Below are 16,120 nucleotides of genomic sequence, written 5' to 3' on the forward strand. Positions count from 1 at the left end.
TTTTTAAAAGCTAAATCTCCAGCGGAAATAGATGATTTCGAACTGGTTTGTTTTTTAGGTAATTACAAATTGTTTGGAGGGTTTTAAAGATGACAAAAGAACAAGTAATACCGGTCGTAACAGGGCAAAGGATTATTCCATTTCTTACGTTTAGCGGGAATGCGGAGGAAGCAATGAATTATTATGTTCGTACTTTTCCAAATTCAAAACTCGTTTCTCTTCGAAGATTTACGAAAGATGATCGAGGTGTAGAGGGGAAAATCATGAATGGCATAATTGAAATTTTAGGGCAGTCTTTTATGGTTTTGGATATGGAAAAAGAACATTGTCCTGATTTTACTTGGGCTGTTTCCTTTTATTTAGAATGCAATGACGATGTGGAGTTTGATTTAATTTTTGGTGGCTTGAAGAGTGATGGGAAAGTACTTATGGGGCCAGTAGAAATGAATGATTTTAGTAAGGTTACATGGGTGACTGATTGTTTTGGTGTTTCTTGGCAGCTAGTGTTAAGAAAAAAATCTTAATAATCGGCGAATTATCCCTTTTTCTGTTATTCAACAAGTAATTAAAAGATGACAAATGGACAAGTTTTCTTAAATAATAATTTATCAGTGAATGTTTTGAATATTTCCGCAAGTTTCAATAAAAAAATATTTTTTAAAAATAATAATCTGAAAATATTGAAGTTTACTAATTGTTGGCATATAATGTAATTAGATACTAGTTTATTAGAGAAAGTAAGTAAGAGGTATTAGCGAAATGGCAGAGCAAAGTCAACGAATTGGTCGAACAGCTATGATGCTTGCTTTGACTGATCAAGAAGAAGAATTAATGAAAAATGAAAACCTTGTATGGTGTGTAGGTAAAGTCGGTACAATGGATGCTCAAAAGGTCGTTGCTGCGATTGAAACCGCTGCCAAACAAAATGGTGTAATTAATGGAGCTCTATATAGAGAAGTTCATTCATTATATCATGCCACACTTGAAGCAATTCAAGGCGTAACAAGAGGTCATGTTCAATTAGGTGATGTTCTAAGAACAGTGGGACTTAGATTTGCTGTTGTTCGAGGTAAACCTTATAAAAACGTGAACGAAGGTGACTGGATTGCAGTTGCATTATACGGAACGATTGGTGCTCCAATTAAAGGATCGGAGCATGAATCAGCAGGACTTGGCATTAATCACATATAATCGCCCATAGTTTATTAGATGATAGGGGGCTATGATTCGTAAGTTACTATTTACGTCTCATAGCCTCTTTCTGTGTTTTTTTTGACAAAATTCGGAGGTGTTTTTTAATGGTAACTTTAACTGGTAATAGCTTAACAATGGAACAAATGAAAAGTATTTTATTCGAAATGGCATATGTAAAAGCGAGTGAAGATAGCTTAGTTGCAGTAAAAGCATGTAGAGAAAAGGTTGAAGAAATCGTAAATAATGGCAAAGTCGTTTATGGTATCACAACAGGTTTTGGAAAATTTAGTGATGTATTAATTGAAAAAGAAAATGTTTCAACACTTCAATATAACTTAATAGCTTCTCATGCATGTGGTGTTGGTGAACCATTCCCTGAATTAGTTTCAAGGGCGATGTTAGTACTTCGTGCAAATACAATGTTAAAAGGTCATTCTGGTGTACGTTTAGTAGTAGTTGAAAAATTACTTTCATTAATTAATGCTCAAATTCACCCAGTTATCCCATCTCAAGGATCATTAGGTGCAAGCGGAGACTTAGCTCCTTTATCTCACTTAGCTTTAGTTTTACTTGGTGAAGGTGAAGTTTTCTATAAAGGAAAACGTATGGAAACAGCAGAAGCTTTAGCGAAAGAAGGAATTTTACCAATTACTCTAGAAGCTAAAGAAGGTTTAGCTTTAATTAATGGTACACAAGCAATGACAGCAATGGGTATTCTTACTTATCTTGAAGGTGAAGAATTAGCTTATCAAAGTGAATTAATTTCTTCTATTACATTTGAAGCATTAAATGGCATTACAGATGTTTTTGATGAAAGAATTCATATTGCTCGTGGATATAAAGAACAAATTGAAGTAGCAGAACGTTACCGCAATATTTTAGCAACAAGCCAATTAACGACTAGACAAGGTGAAATCCGAGTTCAAGACGCTTATACATTAAGATGTATTCCTCAAGTTCATGGAGCAAGCTGGCAAGTACTGAACTATGCAAAAGAGAAGTTAGAAATCGAAATGAATGCAGCTACTGATAATCCATTATTATTTGGAGATGATGTATTCTCTGGTGGGAATTTCCATGGTCAACCAATCGCATTTGCAATGGACTTCTTTAAATTAGGTGTTGCTGAGTTAGCGAATATTTCAGAAAGACGTATCGAACGTTTAGTAAACCCACAATTAAATGATTTACCACCATTTTTAAGTCCAGAACCAGGATTACAATCTGGTGCAATGATTATGCAATACGTGGCGGCTGCTTTAGTTTCTGAAAATAAAACATTAGCACATCCAGCAAGTGTTGACTCAATTCCTTCTTCAGCAAACCAAGAAGACCATGTAAGTATGGGTACAATCGGTGCACGTCATGCATACCAAATTCTTCAAAATGCTAGAAGAGTTTTAGCAATCGAATGTATTTGTGCAATGCAAGGTGTTGAATATAAAGGAATTGACAAAATGTCTGAAACAACAAGAAAGTTTATGGAAGATGCTCGTAAAACAGTTCCATCAATTACTAGAGATCGCGTATTCTCGAAAGACATTGAAAAATTAACAACTTATTTAAAAGAAAATTTCATAGCAAAAAACTATACAAAACAAACACAAATATAAGAAGAGGTGGAATTAAAATGGAAATCACAAAAGGATCTTTAAAAGCGCCAATAGGTACTGAATTAAACACGAAAGGTTGGGTTCAAGAAGCAGCCCTTCGTATGTTATTAAACAACTTAGACGAAGAAGTAGCAGAAAGACCAGAAGATTTAGTTGTATACGGTGGAATCGGTAAAGCTGCAAGAAACTGGGAAAGCTTTGATGCAATTATTGAATCATTAAAGAAATTAGAGAGCGATGAAACATTATTAGTTCAATCAGGTAAACCAGTTGCAGTATTCAAATCTCATGAAGATGCACCACGAGTTTTATTAGCAAACTCAAACTTAGTTCCAAAATGGGCAACTTGGGAACACTTCCGTGAATTAGATGAAAAAGGCTTAATGATGTATGGTCAAATGACTGCTGGTAGCTGGATTTACATCGGTACACAAGGAATCTTACAAGGTACTTATGAAACATTTGGAGAAGCTGCTAAACAACATTTTGGTGGCAGCTTAAAAGGTACAATTACAATTACAGCAGGACTTGGCGGTATGGGTGGAGCTCAACCTCTAGCTGTAACATTGAATGGTGGAGTTGTAATCGGTATTGATGTAGATGAAACTAGAATTCAACGTCGTATTGACACTAGATATTGTGACGTATTAACGCACGATTTAGAAGAAGCATTACAACTTGCAACTGAAGCTAAAAACGAAGGAAGAGCTTTAGCAATCGGCTTAGTAGGTAATGCTGCTGAAATTTTACCTCAATTAGTTGAACGTAATTTTGTACCAGATTTAATTACTGACCAAACTTCAGCACATGATCCATTAAATGGATATTTACCAATTGGAATGACAATGGAAGAAGGAAAGAAACTTCGCGCTCAAAATCCAGATGAAGTAATTAAACGTGCAAAACATAGTATGGCAGTTCATGTTGAAGCAATTTTAGCGATGCAACAACGTGGTGCAATTGCATTTGATTACGGTAATAACATTCGTCAAGTTGCTTTAGATGAAGGCGTTAAAAATGCATTTGATTTCCCTGGTTTCGTACCTGCATTTATTCGTCCATTATTCTGTGAAGGTAAAGGTCCTTTCCGTTGGGTAGCACTTTCTGGTGATCCAGAAGATATATACAAAACAGACGAAGTCATTTTACGCGAATTTGCTGATAACGAGCATTTATGTAACTGGATCCGTATGGCTCGTGAAAAGGTTGCATTCCAAGGTTTACCATCACGTATTTGTTGGTTAGGCTACGGTGAGCGTGCTAAATTCGGTAAAATCATTAATGAAATGGTTAAAAATGGCGAATTAAAAGCTCCAATCGTAATCGGTCGTGACCATTTAGATTGTGGATCTGTAGCATCTCCAAATCGTGAAACAGAAAGCATGAAAGATGGTAGTGACGCAGTAGCTGACTGGCCAATCCTAAATGCACTTATTAATGGTGTAAATGGCGCAAGCTGGGTAAGTGTACACCATGGTGGTGGAGTAGGTATGGGTTACTCTTTACATGCTGGTATGGTAATCGTTGCTGACGGTACAGATGCAGCTGCAAAACGTATCGAAAGAGTATTAACTTCAGATCCAGGAATGGGTGTAGTTCGTCACGTTGATGCAGGTTATGATTTAGCTGTTGAAACCGCGAAAGCAAAAGGCGTAAACATCCCAATGATGAAGTAGGTGTTAGAATTGAAAGCAGATATTCTATTAACAAATATTGGTCAATTATTAACGATGGATCATGGCGATGGTCCAATTCATGGTAAAGACATGAGTAATCTACCTGTTTTAAAAAATGCAGAAATCGCATGGAAAGATGGGCAAATTATTTATATCGGACAAATGAACGAACAGAAAATTGATGCAAAAGAAGTAATTGATTGCCAGGGAAAACTAGTCACTCCAGGATTAGTTGACCCTCATACTCACGTGGTCTTTGGAGGATCACGTGAGCATGAAGTTAGTTTGAAATTACAAGGTGCTTCTTATTTAGAAATACTAGAAATGGGTGGCGGGATCCATTCTACTGTAAGTCAAACTAAATTAGCTTCACATGAGGATTTAAAAAAGAAAACGATTCATCATTTAAACACAATGCTTTCATTCGGTGTAACAACAGTTGAAGCAAAAAGTGGGTATGGACTTGATGAAGAAACTGAATTAAAACAACTTCGAGTTGCTAAGGAATTACAAGCTGAGCATGATATTGATTTAGTTTCAACTTTCTTAGGTGCACATGCAGTACCTAAAGAGTATAAAGGAAATGAAGAAGCTTTCTTAGAAAAAATGCTTTCTTTATTAGATGTTATTAAAGAAGAAGAACTTGCCGAATTTGTAGATGTATTCGCTGAAACTGGTGTATTTTCAGTTGAACAATCTAGAGAATTTTTATTAAAAGCAAAAGAACAAGGCTTTAACGTGAAAATTCATGCCGATGAAATCGATCCTCTAGGTGGTACTGAAATGGCAGCTGAAATTGGCGCTATTTCCGCTGATCATCTATGTGGAGCATCTGAAAAAGGTGTAGAAATGCTTGGTAAGAGCAACACAATCGGTGTCATTTTACCAGGAACTACTTTCTATTTGAATAAACCTGAATTTGCACCTGCACGAGCGATGATTGAAAATAACGTAGCAGTTTCATTAGCAACTGATTTCAACCCAGGAAGCTGCCCAACTGAAAATTTACAATTAATCATGACAATTGCAATGCTTAAACTAAAAATGACGCCTGAAGAAATTTGGAATGCCGTTACGATTAACTCATCATATGCGATTAATCGTGGAGACCAAGCTGGTAAACTAAAAATTGGTCGTAAGGCAGATGTTGTTATTTGGAATGTACCAAACTATACTTATGTACCTTACCATTTTGGTGTAAATCATGTAGAATCAGTATTTAAGAATGGTAAATTAGTAGTAAGTAGGGGTGAACACGATGTCGCTATCACATCTTAAAAAAGCAGGAGATGCAAATTTCATTGATTCAAAAGTAACAAAAGCAAATGAAATCATCTCTGCATGGAATGGAACAGAAGCATCAAATTTCTCAATTATCGGTGTACCATTGTCTAAAACATCAATTAGTCATTCAGGCGCAAGCTTCGCACCTGCTTCAATTCGAAAAATGATAAGTAGCTACAGTACTTATCATATTGAAGACCAAATTGATTTAAAGGATTTCAATGTAACTGATTTTGGTGATATTACGATGCATGTGACTGATTTTGAAGAGTCAAGAAATCGTATTAGATCTACAATCTCTGAATTGCTAGGTCAATATAAAGAAACGATGCCAATCATTTTAGGTGGGGATCACGGAATAAGCTTTCCAAGCATTTCAGCTTTTGCAAAAGAACGAGGAACAGTAGGAGTTATCCAATTTGATGCTCATCATGACTTAAGAAATACTGAAGATGGTGGACGTTCAAACGGTACACCTTTCCGTAGCTTGATTGACGAAGGCATTCTAAAAGGTGAACATTTAGTTCAAATTGGAATCCGAAATTTTTCAAATAGTGCTCCATACACTGAATTCGGTGTAAATAACGGAGTAACAATCTATTCAATGCGCGATGTTCGCGAATTAGGAATCTCAAAAATTATTAAAGAGAGCATCAATCATTTAGCAGACAAAGTAGATGCAATTTACATTAGTCTAGATATGGACGTACTAGACCAAGCATTTGCTCCTGGTTGCCCAGCAATTGGACCTGGAGGAATGGACAGTCAAACTCTATTAGATGGTATCTGTTATCTAGCATCACATCCAAAAGTTACTGGAATGGATATTGTTGAGCTTGACCCAACAATCGATTTCCGTGACATGACAAGCAGAATCGCAGCACATGTTATCTTAAACTTTCTTGTTGAGAAGGTTAAACTGTTAAATAAGTAAAATGTGAAACTCGTAAACTTCGTTGTTTACGGGTTTTTTGCTTTTTATTGGTAGTGGTGGAAATAAAATTTGAAACAGTGCAAATAAGAGCCATGAAGTAGAAATAAAGGTCGAAGTGCAAATAAGAGAAGTGAGACTGTTAATAAATTTTATAACAGTGTAAATAAGAGCCACGAGGTAGAAATAAAGGTCAAAGTGCAAATAAGAGATGTGTGAGAGCAAATAAAAATATAGAAACTGCAATTAAAATTGGGAAAAGTGCAATTAAAAATAACTAAACTACAATTAAAATTGTGAAAAGTGCAAATAAAAATTTCAAAACTGCAAATAAAATTAACCAAAGTGCAAATAAACTTAGAATACACGTTCTAAAATAGCAAATCCTGATGTTTTTAGTTCTTTTAATCCAATATATCGATATTTGATAGCACCAAGCTTGCTTGTTATAATCAAAATAAGAACAAATATTCGGCGAGAGTTACAAAGTTAAAAAATGTATAAAAGAAAGTAGGAGGAACAGTTTTGGTAAATAGCATAAAACAAAGAAAAATAATTTTAGATTTAGCGGTTACATTAGATGGTTTTATAGAAGGGAAAAACGGAGAAATTGATTGGTGCATAATGGATCCTGAAATGGAATTCACAAATTTCTTGAATCAAATAGATACTATTTTATATGGTCGAAAAAGCTATGATTTGTGGGGAAATTATACTCCAAGTATTGATGACTCTGAATCTGATAAAGAAATGTGGAATTTAGTCCATAGTAAGGAAAAATATGTATTTTCCAGAACTCAAACAAAAGATGAAAATAAAGCAATATTTATTAATAAAAATATAATTGAAGAAGTAAATAAATTGAAGGAAAAGCCCGGTAAAGACATCTGGTTGTATGGCGGATCAAGCCTTATTACATCATTTATAAATTTAGGGCTAGTAGATGAATTTAGATTATCAATTCATCCTATAATATTGGCTGAAGGAAAACCTTTGTTTGCTGACATAAAACAGAGAAAGAATTTTATTATGATGAATAATAGAACGTTTTCTTCTGGAGTTGTGCAGGTAACTTATCATTTGAAGGAAGAATAAGTTTTTTAAGAGCTTTACATTTGGTTATAGCAGTAATTATTTTAATTATATCTAGTAAAAAATTATTGGAAAATTAAGGTGGTAACTATGATACTTCTTAATGGTATAACTGGCTTCTATGAAAAACAAAATGTACCTCCCAATACTGATGGTATGCAATTTAAAAAATTGTGTTTTAGTATAATAAACCAAAATAAAGGAACAATTTTGAATTTTAGAGAATCACAAGTTGCTACAAATTTTTTTGCAATGGAAGTAAAAGTTTCCAATAAATATTTTTACATTCTTTTGAATGCTCATTATCCATTTTTAGCTTTTGCTTCAGCAGTTAATTTTGGTGAAATAAATTTTTTAGATGTTCCTCAATTAAAAGAAGAGTTTAGCCCATTTTATATAGTGTTGAGTACAAGTGAGTTGAATGAACCACTCATTTTAAAAAGTGAGAATAAATTAAATAGTGCAGAATTAAAACAAATAGCTTACTGGAAACCTAATAGAATAGGTGAAGTATTATTTAATCATTGGGACTAGTTATAAAATACATAATATTACAATGTTCTTATTCATCTAAATCGAGTCGTTCGTTGAAGAAAAGGAGGATGGATCATGAACCCATGGAAATATCAAACAACAAACGATTACTTTGATTACTTAGATTTTCACGATTGTATCGTTGAAGAAATAAAAATAGAAAAAGATATTGTTACTATCGATTTTGAGTTTATTTACATCTCTAATGATCATCCCCTAAATCCTTTTAAAGTAGCGAAATCAACAGATAAATGTAAATTGACATTCTATAATGTAAAAATGAGTAAAGCAATTATCTATATAAATGATGATCAGGAAAAAGAAGTCAAACTTATAGACTTAGATGGAATGGAATTTTTAGAGGTTAAACAGCAACTAGTTGAACAAGATTTCATCTATGAAATTTTTGGTACTGACTGGAAAACACATAATTTTTGTAGCATTAAACTCAAGGCGAAAAGTTTTAAAGTGGAGTGGAATGAATTCACTGAAGATGCGTGGTATGTATGACTGATATTTTAGTATAATATAACTTTCTCTTCAAATGAGGTGAAAAGCTATGAGTGATGAAGTCAAAGAAGAAGGTAAAAAAGATCTCGAGGGTCTTCATGTATTTTTAATTGTTATCGTTTTTTCATGTTTACAATACTTTTTTCATTTATCCGATTTCATTATGTTAATTTTGTCTGTTCTATATGTTTTTATCATTGTTTATTTTGTTGATAAATGGAAAACTAAAGAAATTTTAATGTATTTTACTTTGTTATTAATTGTTTTTATTCTCAATAAATTAATTTTTTCTTAGTTATTGATATACTATGTAGTTGAAGATTCATTATTAGAGTAACAAAAAAGAGGATGATCTAAGGATCTTCCTCTTTTTTGTTAAAAGAATATTAGCTAATGGATGTAAATAAAATTTTACAGTAAATTGGAAAAAAACTTTAGGTATACTTTTATATTATTTTAAGAGTAAATTAGGGACACTCAGCAAATTAGCATATATAATTAATAAAGCCGAATAAATAGGCAAATGTGAAAATTAATAACAATATGGTTCAGTTTAGAAAGTGAGATAAATTAATTATGAAATATGATTTAATTTTTGATTTAGACGATACATTAATTCAAACCCAAGCTGCATTTCGGCATAATGTAGATTTATGTGCGAATTTAGTGCAGCAAGCGCTAGATGAAAAAGTTTTAATAAATGACATTAAAGAAGTTTTCAATAAAATCGATCTGGAATTAATTAAAGATATGGGTTTCAGTAAAGGGAGATATCCTTATGCATGGGATTCAACTTTAGATTTATTGGCAACTAGAAATAATTTAGAGATATCAAGCATTGTCATTGATCAATTACAATCTTTAGCAAAAACGATATTTAAAGTAAATATACCACTGCAAAATGACACATTTATAATAGAAGTATTATCAAATCACAAAGATGTGGCAAGTATGACTATATTGACTTTAGGTGAAAAAGACGTACAATCAAAGCGGGTGATGGATACTGGCTTAGTGAAACATTTTGATAACGTATTTATTACTAATAAAAAAGATATAAATACTTATCTTGAGTTAAATGAAAAACTAAGTAATCCAGTAATGATCGGGAACTCTCTTAGAAGTGACATTGTACCTGCTTTAGATGCAGGTATGAAAGCAATTCATATTATTAGAGATTCATGGTCTTATGACGAAATTGAGCATAATCACAGAATAGAGAGTATTAAGTCATTAGTCGAAATAAAATTACTTTTATTTGGTAATTTGGTAAACCTTTAAGGGCTTTTTTTTTCAGTCATTTTATTTATCTATAGTATAATTAACAACTCTTTGGAATAGTCAATCATGTTGTTGAATTAATGCATACACTATTTCACTTATCGATGATAATTGATCTAGCATTTTGATGAATAGAATAAATGGATTTGGAAATCTAAGTTGAATTATTGTAATTATTGAGTAGAAAGTGACAAAACCAGAAAAGTTGTAATAAACTTTTCTGGTTTTTTGTCGTGAAAATTTAGAGTTTAATCAATTGTGATGGCAGAATTCTTATTCAACAAAATAGCAGTTTAGTTTATTATGGAATGATATAATTAAATGGATAAATTTGGTAAACCAATTAAATGATTAAAAAGGTATTTCCTTTTGGTAACCAGATTGTTAAGGAGGGTATTTAATGGCAATTAAGCTCTGTCCTATGTGTGGTAATGAGAATAAGTGCTCAAGTGGGAAGACTTGTTGGTGTAATGATGAGTATTTCCCAAGAGAGATCTTTAATCAGATATCACCAGAAGAGGTAAGAAGATCTTGTATATGTAAGTCGTGTTTAGATAAGTACAAAGAAGATAACAGAATAGGAGACCTAAAACCTTCTGATATCGGACCAATGGTCTTTGGTCGAAAGAATGCACCTAAACAGGACGATGAAGTATGTTACTGCTATGAGAAGTTTAAAGATAAACTTAAACCAGGAATAGTAACTAAGTGTTTCAAAGAGAAATGTGCTAATTACCTAAGATGCACAGAAGAACGTAATAATAATCAGAGGTGTTAATAATGGAATATGAATATTTACAACAAGGCTCAATGGAAGGTGACTTGTGATATTCACGCATGCGTTAGTGTATTTTAGTTTAAAAATAAGTGCTACTTCCTATTATTCCCCAGATACCTAGTAGAATAGCAATAACAGACTGAGAAAAAAGATAAATGAACCTCTATTATTCTTCATAAATTGGACCTCTTAAAAAAATTACTGAACTGATTAATTTTCCCCAAGTAGTAAAATAGTAGCTGATCTATTAATCAGCTACTAAGTTCCTGTTCAGCGAAAGCATGCGATAGTTGAACAACACGAGTTTCAAATTTAAGGATTTTTTATTTATGTAAAAAGCAGGTATCAATAAAAATTTTGAAAATAAAAGGATATTTACCAATTATAGAGAAATCTTTACTTTATGGTAATATTATCCAAAAAGGTAATTAAAAACGATAAGTATACATAATAGACTGAAGGGTTTAAAATTCTTTCGAGCTATATTTATGCCAAGTGATAAAGCAAACACCTACTTACTCGTTGTTAAGTTAGAAAAGAAGGGTCTTGTAGAAAGACAACCAAACCCAAATGATAGAAGGGCTTCTAATGTCGTACTGACAGAAGAAGGAAGAACGTTATTTGACGAAGTTTTTCCCAAACAGGTTCCAACCATTTCTCAAAATTTATGATTTATATCGAATGATGAAAAAGAACAGCTAATTGATTTATTTAAGAGAATGGAATTGGTGCACAAAATTTGGAAAAATAAATTTTAATATGTTAAATAGGAGGAAAAAACAATGTCAAATGAAAAATTAAATGTGGGTATTATTTTAGGAAGTACAAGACAAGGACGAGTTAGCCCACAAGTTGGAGAATGGGTTAAAGGAATTGCTGACAAACGAGGAGATGTAAACTATGAAATTGTAGATATTGCTGATTATCAATTGCCTTTTTTAGGAACAACTGATGGGACTGATCCAGGAATTGCAGCATGGAACGAAAAACTTAACAGCTTGGATGGATTCGTATTTATCGTTCAAGAATATAATCACAGTATAACAGGAGCCCTAAAAAATGCACTTGATTTAGCTCGTGAAGCCTGGAATAACAAAGCAGCAGGGATCGTTAGTTATGGTTCAACTGGCGGTGCCCGTGCAGCAGAACATTTACGAGGAATAATGGGTGAGCTAATGATTGCAGATGTACGTGTTCACCCTACACTGTCCTTATTTACCGATTTTGAAAACTATACTACTTTTAAGCCAGCTGAATTACACCTTAATAATGTAAATGCAATGCTTGACCAAGTTGTTGCATGGAGTGGTGCATTAAAAACCTTGAGACAATAGTCTTTATAAAGTGAACTATGTTACGAATATCAGACGCTATAAAAGTGTCTGATATTTTTTTTATCTAGTTAATAAATTCATTTTCGAGAATGCACTCTACAATAAATAGTTTGTTAACCTTTACACTTCAACTAACTCATTCTTTAGTCGAACAACAACTAGTTTTACATCCTACATCAATGGCAAAACTAATGAAAAAAGGAGGATACAAATATGACACAGGATCGATTTGAAGAAGCATACGAAATGTATAGAAATCAAAGTGATGACGAACAAACGATAGAGGATTCAGTAAATCAAGACAAAGAACATATTGTTGCTGTTCGTAAAAATGAAGATGGTGATTTAATTGGTTTCAGAACAAGTTTAAATCGTGAACTAGATTATCTTCAAGCTTTGCAGGAAGCAAAAAGTGGAAATTTAGCACATGTGGATGTAATCCATAAGTATGGTCGCGACATCCTCAGAAGTGAACCGGATGGTATTGCAGAAAATAATTTAAGTAATTTACCAGAATTTTAGACTGAATGGCCTTTAAATAACCCACTAGGGATTTTCCTCGTGGGTTTTTTAAAAGATATACTCATATGTCTTCAATTGATGACATATGTAAGAGAGTGAACATAAATTGCAATCGGATTTCAATCTCAACATTCACAATCAAGATTAGTCCTTTTCTATTGAAATCTTAGTAGAGCTTGTCCACACTTTATGACTTCAAAATAATGAGTCATCTACTAACCGAAATTCGGTTATTCTGTTGTTCTGTTAAGTCTATTTAAACTTGGTAATTGGAATTGTTCAACATCTTGGTCTTCAGTTACTGCTCCTTCAGTGTGTTCGGAATCAGTTCTGATTCTGCTTCTTTTGATTCTGCTTTCTCTGATTTTAATTCCTTGCTGTCCGCCTAATTCATCATTATCTCTTCCAGCAATACCACTTCTACCATTTCCATCAGCGAATTGTGAATGATCATTTGCTGTATGACTATTGTCTCTAGCATTTTGTCCGCCTTGATTTGCGTTCATTCCAACATTTCGATTAATTTGTCCTCCGCCTTCAGCTCTTTGTTCGACTTGGATGCGATTCTCTTTAATTTCAATGTTGATAAAATTAAAATTGATAGCGCCGTCTGGATTAGCTGCTGCAAGTAACTCTTGAATTTCTTCTTTTAAATCTTTGAATTCTTCAAATTCTGCTGCCATAGTAAAAAACACTCCTTTTCTATTATACCTTTCACTATATTCATTTTTAATAGATTCTGATTAGACATTTAATAGATTATTTAACTTTTAAAATACTTTAGAGAAAAAAGTTCAAAGGAAACATTTTGAAAGAGTTATCTATTTTTAAAAGTAAATTTTTTATTTCCCTGATATATCCAGTGTAAATAGTTGTTTTTTCCAAGAATCAGGTACTAATTACATAGAATAATTCATTATTTTACATTTAAATCATAGATTAGTAATGGAGTGTGATCTAGTTGAATCCTTTTTTAATAAAAATAGTAAAATCATTTTGCGGTGTAATTGTGATCGACCTGCTATTACTTACTTATTGCTTGTTACTTGGTAGCTATTTTCATATTTTACATTCATTTACTTGGTTCGGATTTAAAATAATGGTGTTACCGTTTAGCTTATTAGCATTTATTATTTCAATTATTTATTTTAGTAAAAAAATAGAAATCGAGGCATTGGAAGATATTGATGAAATTGAAGAAATTGAAATTGAGCATTCAACAAGAATGGAAAAATACCATCAGCCTTAAAAAAATTTGAACTGAGGTGGTAAAATGGACCTCGAAAATATTGTTTTACGAAATATTGAAGAGCGGATCAAACGTCTAAGAACGAAACAAGATGAAGAAGGTTCTTGGGAATATGGTTTTGAAGGTTCATTATTAACGGATAGTTTTATGATTTTATTAATGAATGATCTTGAATACAAAAATCAAAAGGTAATTGATGGGATTATTGATCGTATTATCAATCTTCAACATCCGAATGGAGCTTGGAAATTATACGAGGATGAAAAAGATGGTAACTTAAATGCAACAGTACAAGCTTACATAGCTTTATTAATCTCAAAAAAGTATACAAAAGAACATTCAAGTATGAAAAAAGCTGAAAAATTTATTCGTGAAAACGGTGGTATAAAAAAAACGCATTTTATGTTAAAAATGATTCTGGCTACTCATGGTTTAATTGAGTATCCTAAATTATTTTACTTTCCAATGAGCTATTTTTTACTGCCAGATAAAATGCCGTTAAGTTTATTTGATTTAAGTAATTATGCTAGAGTTCATTTAGTTCCAATGATTCTTTGTATTAATAAGCGATTTAAAGTGAAATTGGATGACGATTTAAATATTGATCATCTTCTAGAAACTAGTGAAGTAGAATGGTTTTATGAAGAGAGAGGGAGTTTTTACCAATTTTTACTTGAAGAAGGTAAAAAGCTAGCGTCATATCCTCTCTATTTTCACCAAAAAGGATATGAAAAGGCAGAAAGATTTATACTAGATCGTATTGAAACAAATGGAACTTTTTACAGCTATGCCAGTTCTACATTTTATATGATTTATGCTTTAATGGCTTTAGGTTATGAAGCTACTTCATCTGTCATTCAAAATGCGCTACAAGGACTTCTTTCATATGCAGCCGATACAGAAGCGGGACTTCATATTCAAAATTCGCCATCAAAAGTTTGGGATACTGCATTATTGTCATATGCAATTCAAGAAGCTGGTTACCATATAAGTGATCCGATTGTTGCGAAATCGATCAACTACTTAATCAAGAAACAACAAAATATGAATGGTGACTGGAAGGTTCATGCTAAAAATTTAAGTCCTGGTGGTTGGGGCTTTTCTGATGTAAATTCTTTTATCCCAGATAATGATGATACAGGAGCAGTTTTAAGGGCGCTTGCAAGAAGTGCTTTGGATCAAAACACGATTCATGAAAGTTGGTTGAGGGGAGTTCATTTTTTACTTGGACTTCAAAATGACGATGGTGGTTGGGGAGCATTCGAAAAAAATGTAACGAATAAATGGTTAACATTTTTACCAATTGAAAATGCAAAAGATGCAATCATCGATCCGTCTACTGCAGATTTAACTGGACGTATATTAGAATTTATAGGACACTATACGACGATTTCAAACGATGATCCGATTGTGAAAAAGACGGTTAATTGGCTTTTAAAAAACCAAAAATCAAATGGTAGTTGGTATGGTAGATGGGGAATTTGTTATATTTATGGAACTTGGGCAGCAATTACTGGTCTTAGAGTTGTAGGGATTCCTAAAAATCATGAGGCAATTAAAAAAGCTGAGAAATGGTTAGTTAGTATTCAAAATGAAGACGGAGGTTGGGGAGAATCAGGTCTTTCACCTGTTAAAAATAAATATGTTCCTTTAAAATATAGTACGCCTAGTCAAACAGCGTGGGCAGTCGATACTTTACTATCGATTCGTAATAAAGAGGATGAAGTAATTAGAAAAGGGATTAAATTTTTAACTACCCAAAGTGAATTGCCTAATAAAGCATTAACTTATCCAACCGGATTAGGATTACCTGGTCAGTTTTACATTCATTACCATAGCTATAATGAAATTTATCCGCTATTAGCACTAGCACACTATAAAAATAGTTAAATAATACTATTATGTAAACAAAATAAATTTATTTTTGGAAATCTTTCCATAAATGTCTTTTCTTTATCATATAAATATAGTAAACTGTTTTATATTGAATATAACTAAATAATCCTTATCGAGAGTGGTGGAGGGACTGGCCCTTTGAAACCCGGCAACTTTAGCGAAAGCTAAAAAGTGCTAAATCCAGCATGTTTAAAACATGAGAGATAAGGCGTGATCTGTACTTAAA

Annotated in this window: 17 protein-coding genes and 1 riboswitch; of the genes, 16 read left to right on the top strand and 1 reads right to left on the bottom strand. The window is 32.7% G+C overall.

Annotated features, from left to right (window positions below):
• Positions 1 to 89: 89 nt before the first annotated feature.
• From ACFVR2_RS22300 to ACFVR2_RS22365, 14 genes are all read left to right on the top strand, one after another.
• Positions 90 to 524 (top strand): VOC family protein, encoded by a 435-nt coding sequence (locus ACFVR2_RS22300; protein ID WP_387366943.1) that lies wholly within the window; start codon positions 90 to 92, stop codon positions 522 to 524.
• Between the two features lie 235 nt (positions 525 to 759).
• Positions 760 to 1,191 (top strand): histidine utilization transcription antiterminator HutP, encoded by a 432-nt coding sequence (gene hutP, locus ACFVR2_RS22305; protein ID WP_335413874.1) that lies wholly within the window; start codon positions 760 to 762, stop codon positions 1,189 to 1,191.
• A 107-nt stretch (positions 1,192 to 1,298) separates the two neighbouring features.
• Entirely contained in the window at positions 1,299 to 2,807 is a 1,509-nt protein-coding gene (gene hutH / locus ACFVR2_RS22310) for a histidine ammonia-lyase (protein WP_387366946.1), read from the top strand.
• Between the two features lie 17 nt (positions 2,808 to 2,824).
• Positions 2,825 to 4,483, top strand: coding sequence for a urocanate hydratase (hutU, locus tag ACFVR2_RS22315; RefSeq protein ID WP_387366949.1), 1,659 nt, complete (start codon positions 2,825 to 2,827; stop codon positions 4,481 to 4,483).
• A 54-nt stretch (positions 4,484 to 4,537) separates the two neighbouring features.
• The gene (hutI, locus tag ACFVR2_RS22320) at positions 4,538 to 5,761 is read left to right on the top strand and encodes an imidazolonepropionase (protein ID WP_387367386.1); all 1,224 of its coding nucleotides are present in this window, start codon (positions 4,538 to 4,540) and stop codon (positions 5,759 to 5,761) included.
• Positions 5,742 to 6,701 carry a formimidoylglutamase gene (hutG, locus tag ACFVR2_RS22325; RefSeq protein WP_387366952.1) on the top strand — a complete coding sequence of 320 codons (960 nt, stop codon included), beginning with the start codon at positions 5,742 to 5,744 and terminating at the stop codon, positions 6,699 to 6,701. The genes hutI and hutG overlap by 20 nt, the downstream gene beginning before the upstream one ends.
• Positions 6,702 to 7,223: 522 nt before the next feature.
• On the top strand, positions 7,224 to 7,793 hold the full coding sequence (locus ACFVR2_RS22330) for a dihydrofolate reductase family protein (RefSeq protein WP_387366955.1): 570 nt from the start codon (positions 7,224 to 7,226) through the stop codon (positions 7,791 to 7,793).
• An 87-nt stretch (positions 7,794 to 7,880) separates the two neighbouring features.
• Positions 7,881 to 8,324 carry a hypothetical protein gene (locus ACFVR2_RS22335; RefSeq protein ID WP_387366958.1) on the top strand — a complete coding sequence of 148 codons (444 nt, stop codon included), beginning with the start codon at positions 7,881 to 7,883 and terminating at the stop codon, positions 8,322 to 8,324.
• A 75-nt stretch (positions 8,325 to 8,399) separates the two neighbouring features.
• Positions 8,400 to 8,834: a hypothetical protein gene (locus tag ACFVR2_RS22340; RefSeq protein ID WP_387366961.1), complete on the top strand. Its 435-nt coding sequence runs from the start codon at positions 8,400 to 8,402 to the stop codon at positions 8,832 to 8,834.
• Between the two features lie 576 nt (positions 8,835 to 9,410).
• Complete coding sequence (locus ACFVR2_RS22345) at positions 9,411 to 10,115, top strand: HAD family hydrolase (protein WP_387366964.1); 705 nt, start codon at positions 9,411 to 9,413, stop codon at positions 10,113 to 10,115.
• Between the two features lie 400 nt (positions 10,116 to 10,515).
• On the top strand, positions 10,516 to 10,893 hold the full coding sequence (locus tag ACFVR2_RS22350; RefSeq protein ID WP_387366967.1) for a cysteine-rich CWC family protein: 378 nt from the start codon (positions 10,516 to 10,518) through the stop codon (positions 10,891 to 10,893).
• A gap of 488 nt (positions 10,894 to 11,381) precedes the next feature.
• Positions 11,382 to 11,564, top strand: a complete 183-nt coding sequence (locus ACFVR2_RS22355; protein WP_387366970.1) for a MarR family winged helix-turn-helix transcriptional regulator — start codon at positions 11,382 to 11,384, stop codon at positions 11,562 to 11,564.
• 111 nt (positions 11,565 to 11,675) lie between these two features.
• Positions 11,676 to 12,227, top strand: a complete 552-nt coding sequence (locus ACFVR2_RS22360; RefSeq protein WP_387366973.1) for an NADPH-dependent FMN reductase — start codon at positions 11,676 to 11,678, stop codon at positions 12,225 to 12,227.
• 246 nt (positions 12,228 to 12,473) lie between these two features.
• Positions 12,474 to 12,749, top strand: coding sequence for a DUF3892 domain-containing protein (locus ACFVR2_RS22365; RefSeq protein WP_387367389.1), 276 nt, complete (start codon positions 12,474 to 12,476; stop codon positions 12,747 to 12,749).
• 230 nt (positions 12,750 to 12,979) lie between these two features.
• Here ACFVR2_RS22365 and ACFVR2_RS22370 read toward each other — a convergent pair whose 3' ends face one another.
• Positions 12,980 to 13,432: a hypothetical protein gene (locus tag ACFVR2_RS22370; RefSeq protein WP_387366976.1), complete on the bottom strand. Its 453-nt coding sequence runs from the start codon at positions 13,430 to 13,432 to the stop codon at positions 12,980 to 12,982.
• Positions 13,433 to 13,710: 278 nt separating this feature from the next.
• Here ACFVR2_RS22370 and ACFVR2_RS22375 point away from each other — a divergent pair, with 278 nt between their 5' ends.
• Together ACFVR2_RS22375 and shc are read left to right on the top strand one after the other, a co-directional pair.
• A complete protein-coding gene (locus tag ACFVR2_RS22375; RefSeq protein WP_387366979.1) occupies positions 13,711 to 13,998 on the top strand; it encodes a hypothetical protein in 288 nt (95 codons plus the stop codon).
• A gap of 24 nt (positions 13,999 to 14,022) precedes the next feature.
• Entirely contained in the window at positions 14,023 to 15,888 is a 1,866-nt protein-coding gene (shc, locus tag ACFVR2_RS22380) for a squalene--hopene cyclase (RefSeq protein ID WP_387366982.1), read from the top strand.
• A 112-nt stretch (positions 15,889 to 16,000) separates the two neighbouring features.
• Positions 16,001 to 16,104: riboswitch (SAM riboswitch) on the top strand.
• The last annotated feature ends 16 nt before the right edge of the window (positions 16,105 to 16,120 follow it).

It is taken from the genome of Gottfriedia sp. NPDC057991, from assembly GCF_042886615.1.
Lineage (GTDB): Bacteria > Bacillota > Bacilli > Bacillales > Bacillaceae_G > Gottfriedia.

Bases quoted from the DNA above. Each gene is read 5' to 3' on its own strand.
- hutG (WP_387366952.1), top strand. From the start codon at position 5,742: ATGTCGCTATCACATCTTAAAAAAGCAGGAGATGCAAATTTCATTGAT.
- ACFVR2_RS22350 (WP_387366967.1), top strand. From the start codon at position 10,516: ATGGCAATTAAGCTCTGTCCTATGTGTGGTAATGAGAATAAGTGCTCA.
- ACFVR2_RS22345 (WP_387366964.1), top strand. From the start codon at position 9,411: ATGAAATATGATTTAATTTTTGATTTAGACGATACATTAATTCAAACC.
- hutI (WP_387367386.1), top strand. From the start codon at position 4,538: ATGGATCATGGCGATGGTCCAATTCATGGTAAAGACATGAGTAATCTA.
- ACFVR2_RS22365 (WP_387367389.1), top strand. From the start codon at position 12,474: ATGTATAGAAATCAAAGTGATGACGAACAAACGATAGAGGATTCAGTA.
- ACFVR2_RS22355 (WP_387366970.1), top strand. From the start codon at position 11,382: ATGCCAAGTGATAAAGCAAACACCTACTTACTCGTTGTTAAGTTAGAA.
- ACFVR2_RS22300 (WP_387366943.1), top strand. From the start codon at position 90: ATGACAAAAGAACAAGTAATACCGGTCGTAACAGGGCAAAGGATTATT.
- hutP (WP_335413874.1), top strand. From the start codon at position 760: ATGGCAGAGCAAAGTCAACGAATTGGTCGAACAGCTATGATGCTTGCT.
- ACFVR2_RS22335 (WP_387366958.1), top strand. From the start codon at position 7,881: ATGATACTTCTTAATGGTATAACTGGCTTCTATGAAAAACAAAATGTA.
- shc (WP_387366982.1), top strand. From the start codon at position 14,023: ATGGACCTCGAAAATATTGTTTTACGAAATATTGAAGAGCGGATCAAA.
- ACFVR2_RS22370 (WP_387366976.1), bottom strand. From the start codon at position 13,432: ATGGCAGCAGAATTTGAAGAATTCAAAGATTTAAAAGAAGAAATTCAA.
- ACFVR2_RS22340 (WP_387366961.1), top strand. From the start codon at position 8,400: ATGAACCCATGGAAATATCAAACAACAAACGATTACTTTGATTACTTA.
- ACFVR2_RS22360 (WP_387366973.1), top strand. From the start codon at position 11,676: ATGTCAAATGAAAAATTAAATGTGGGTATTATTTTAGGAAGTACAAGA.
- hutU (WP_387366949.1), top strand. From the start codon at position 2,825: ATGGAAATCACAAAAGGATCTTTAAAAGCGCCAATAGGTACTGAATTA.
- hutH (WP_387366946.1), top strand. From the start codon at position 1,299: ATGGTAACTTTAACTGGTAATAGCTTAACAATGGAACAAATGAAAAGT.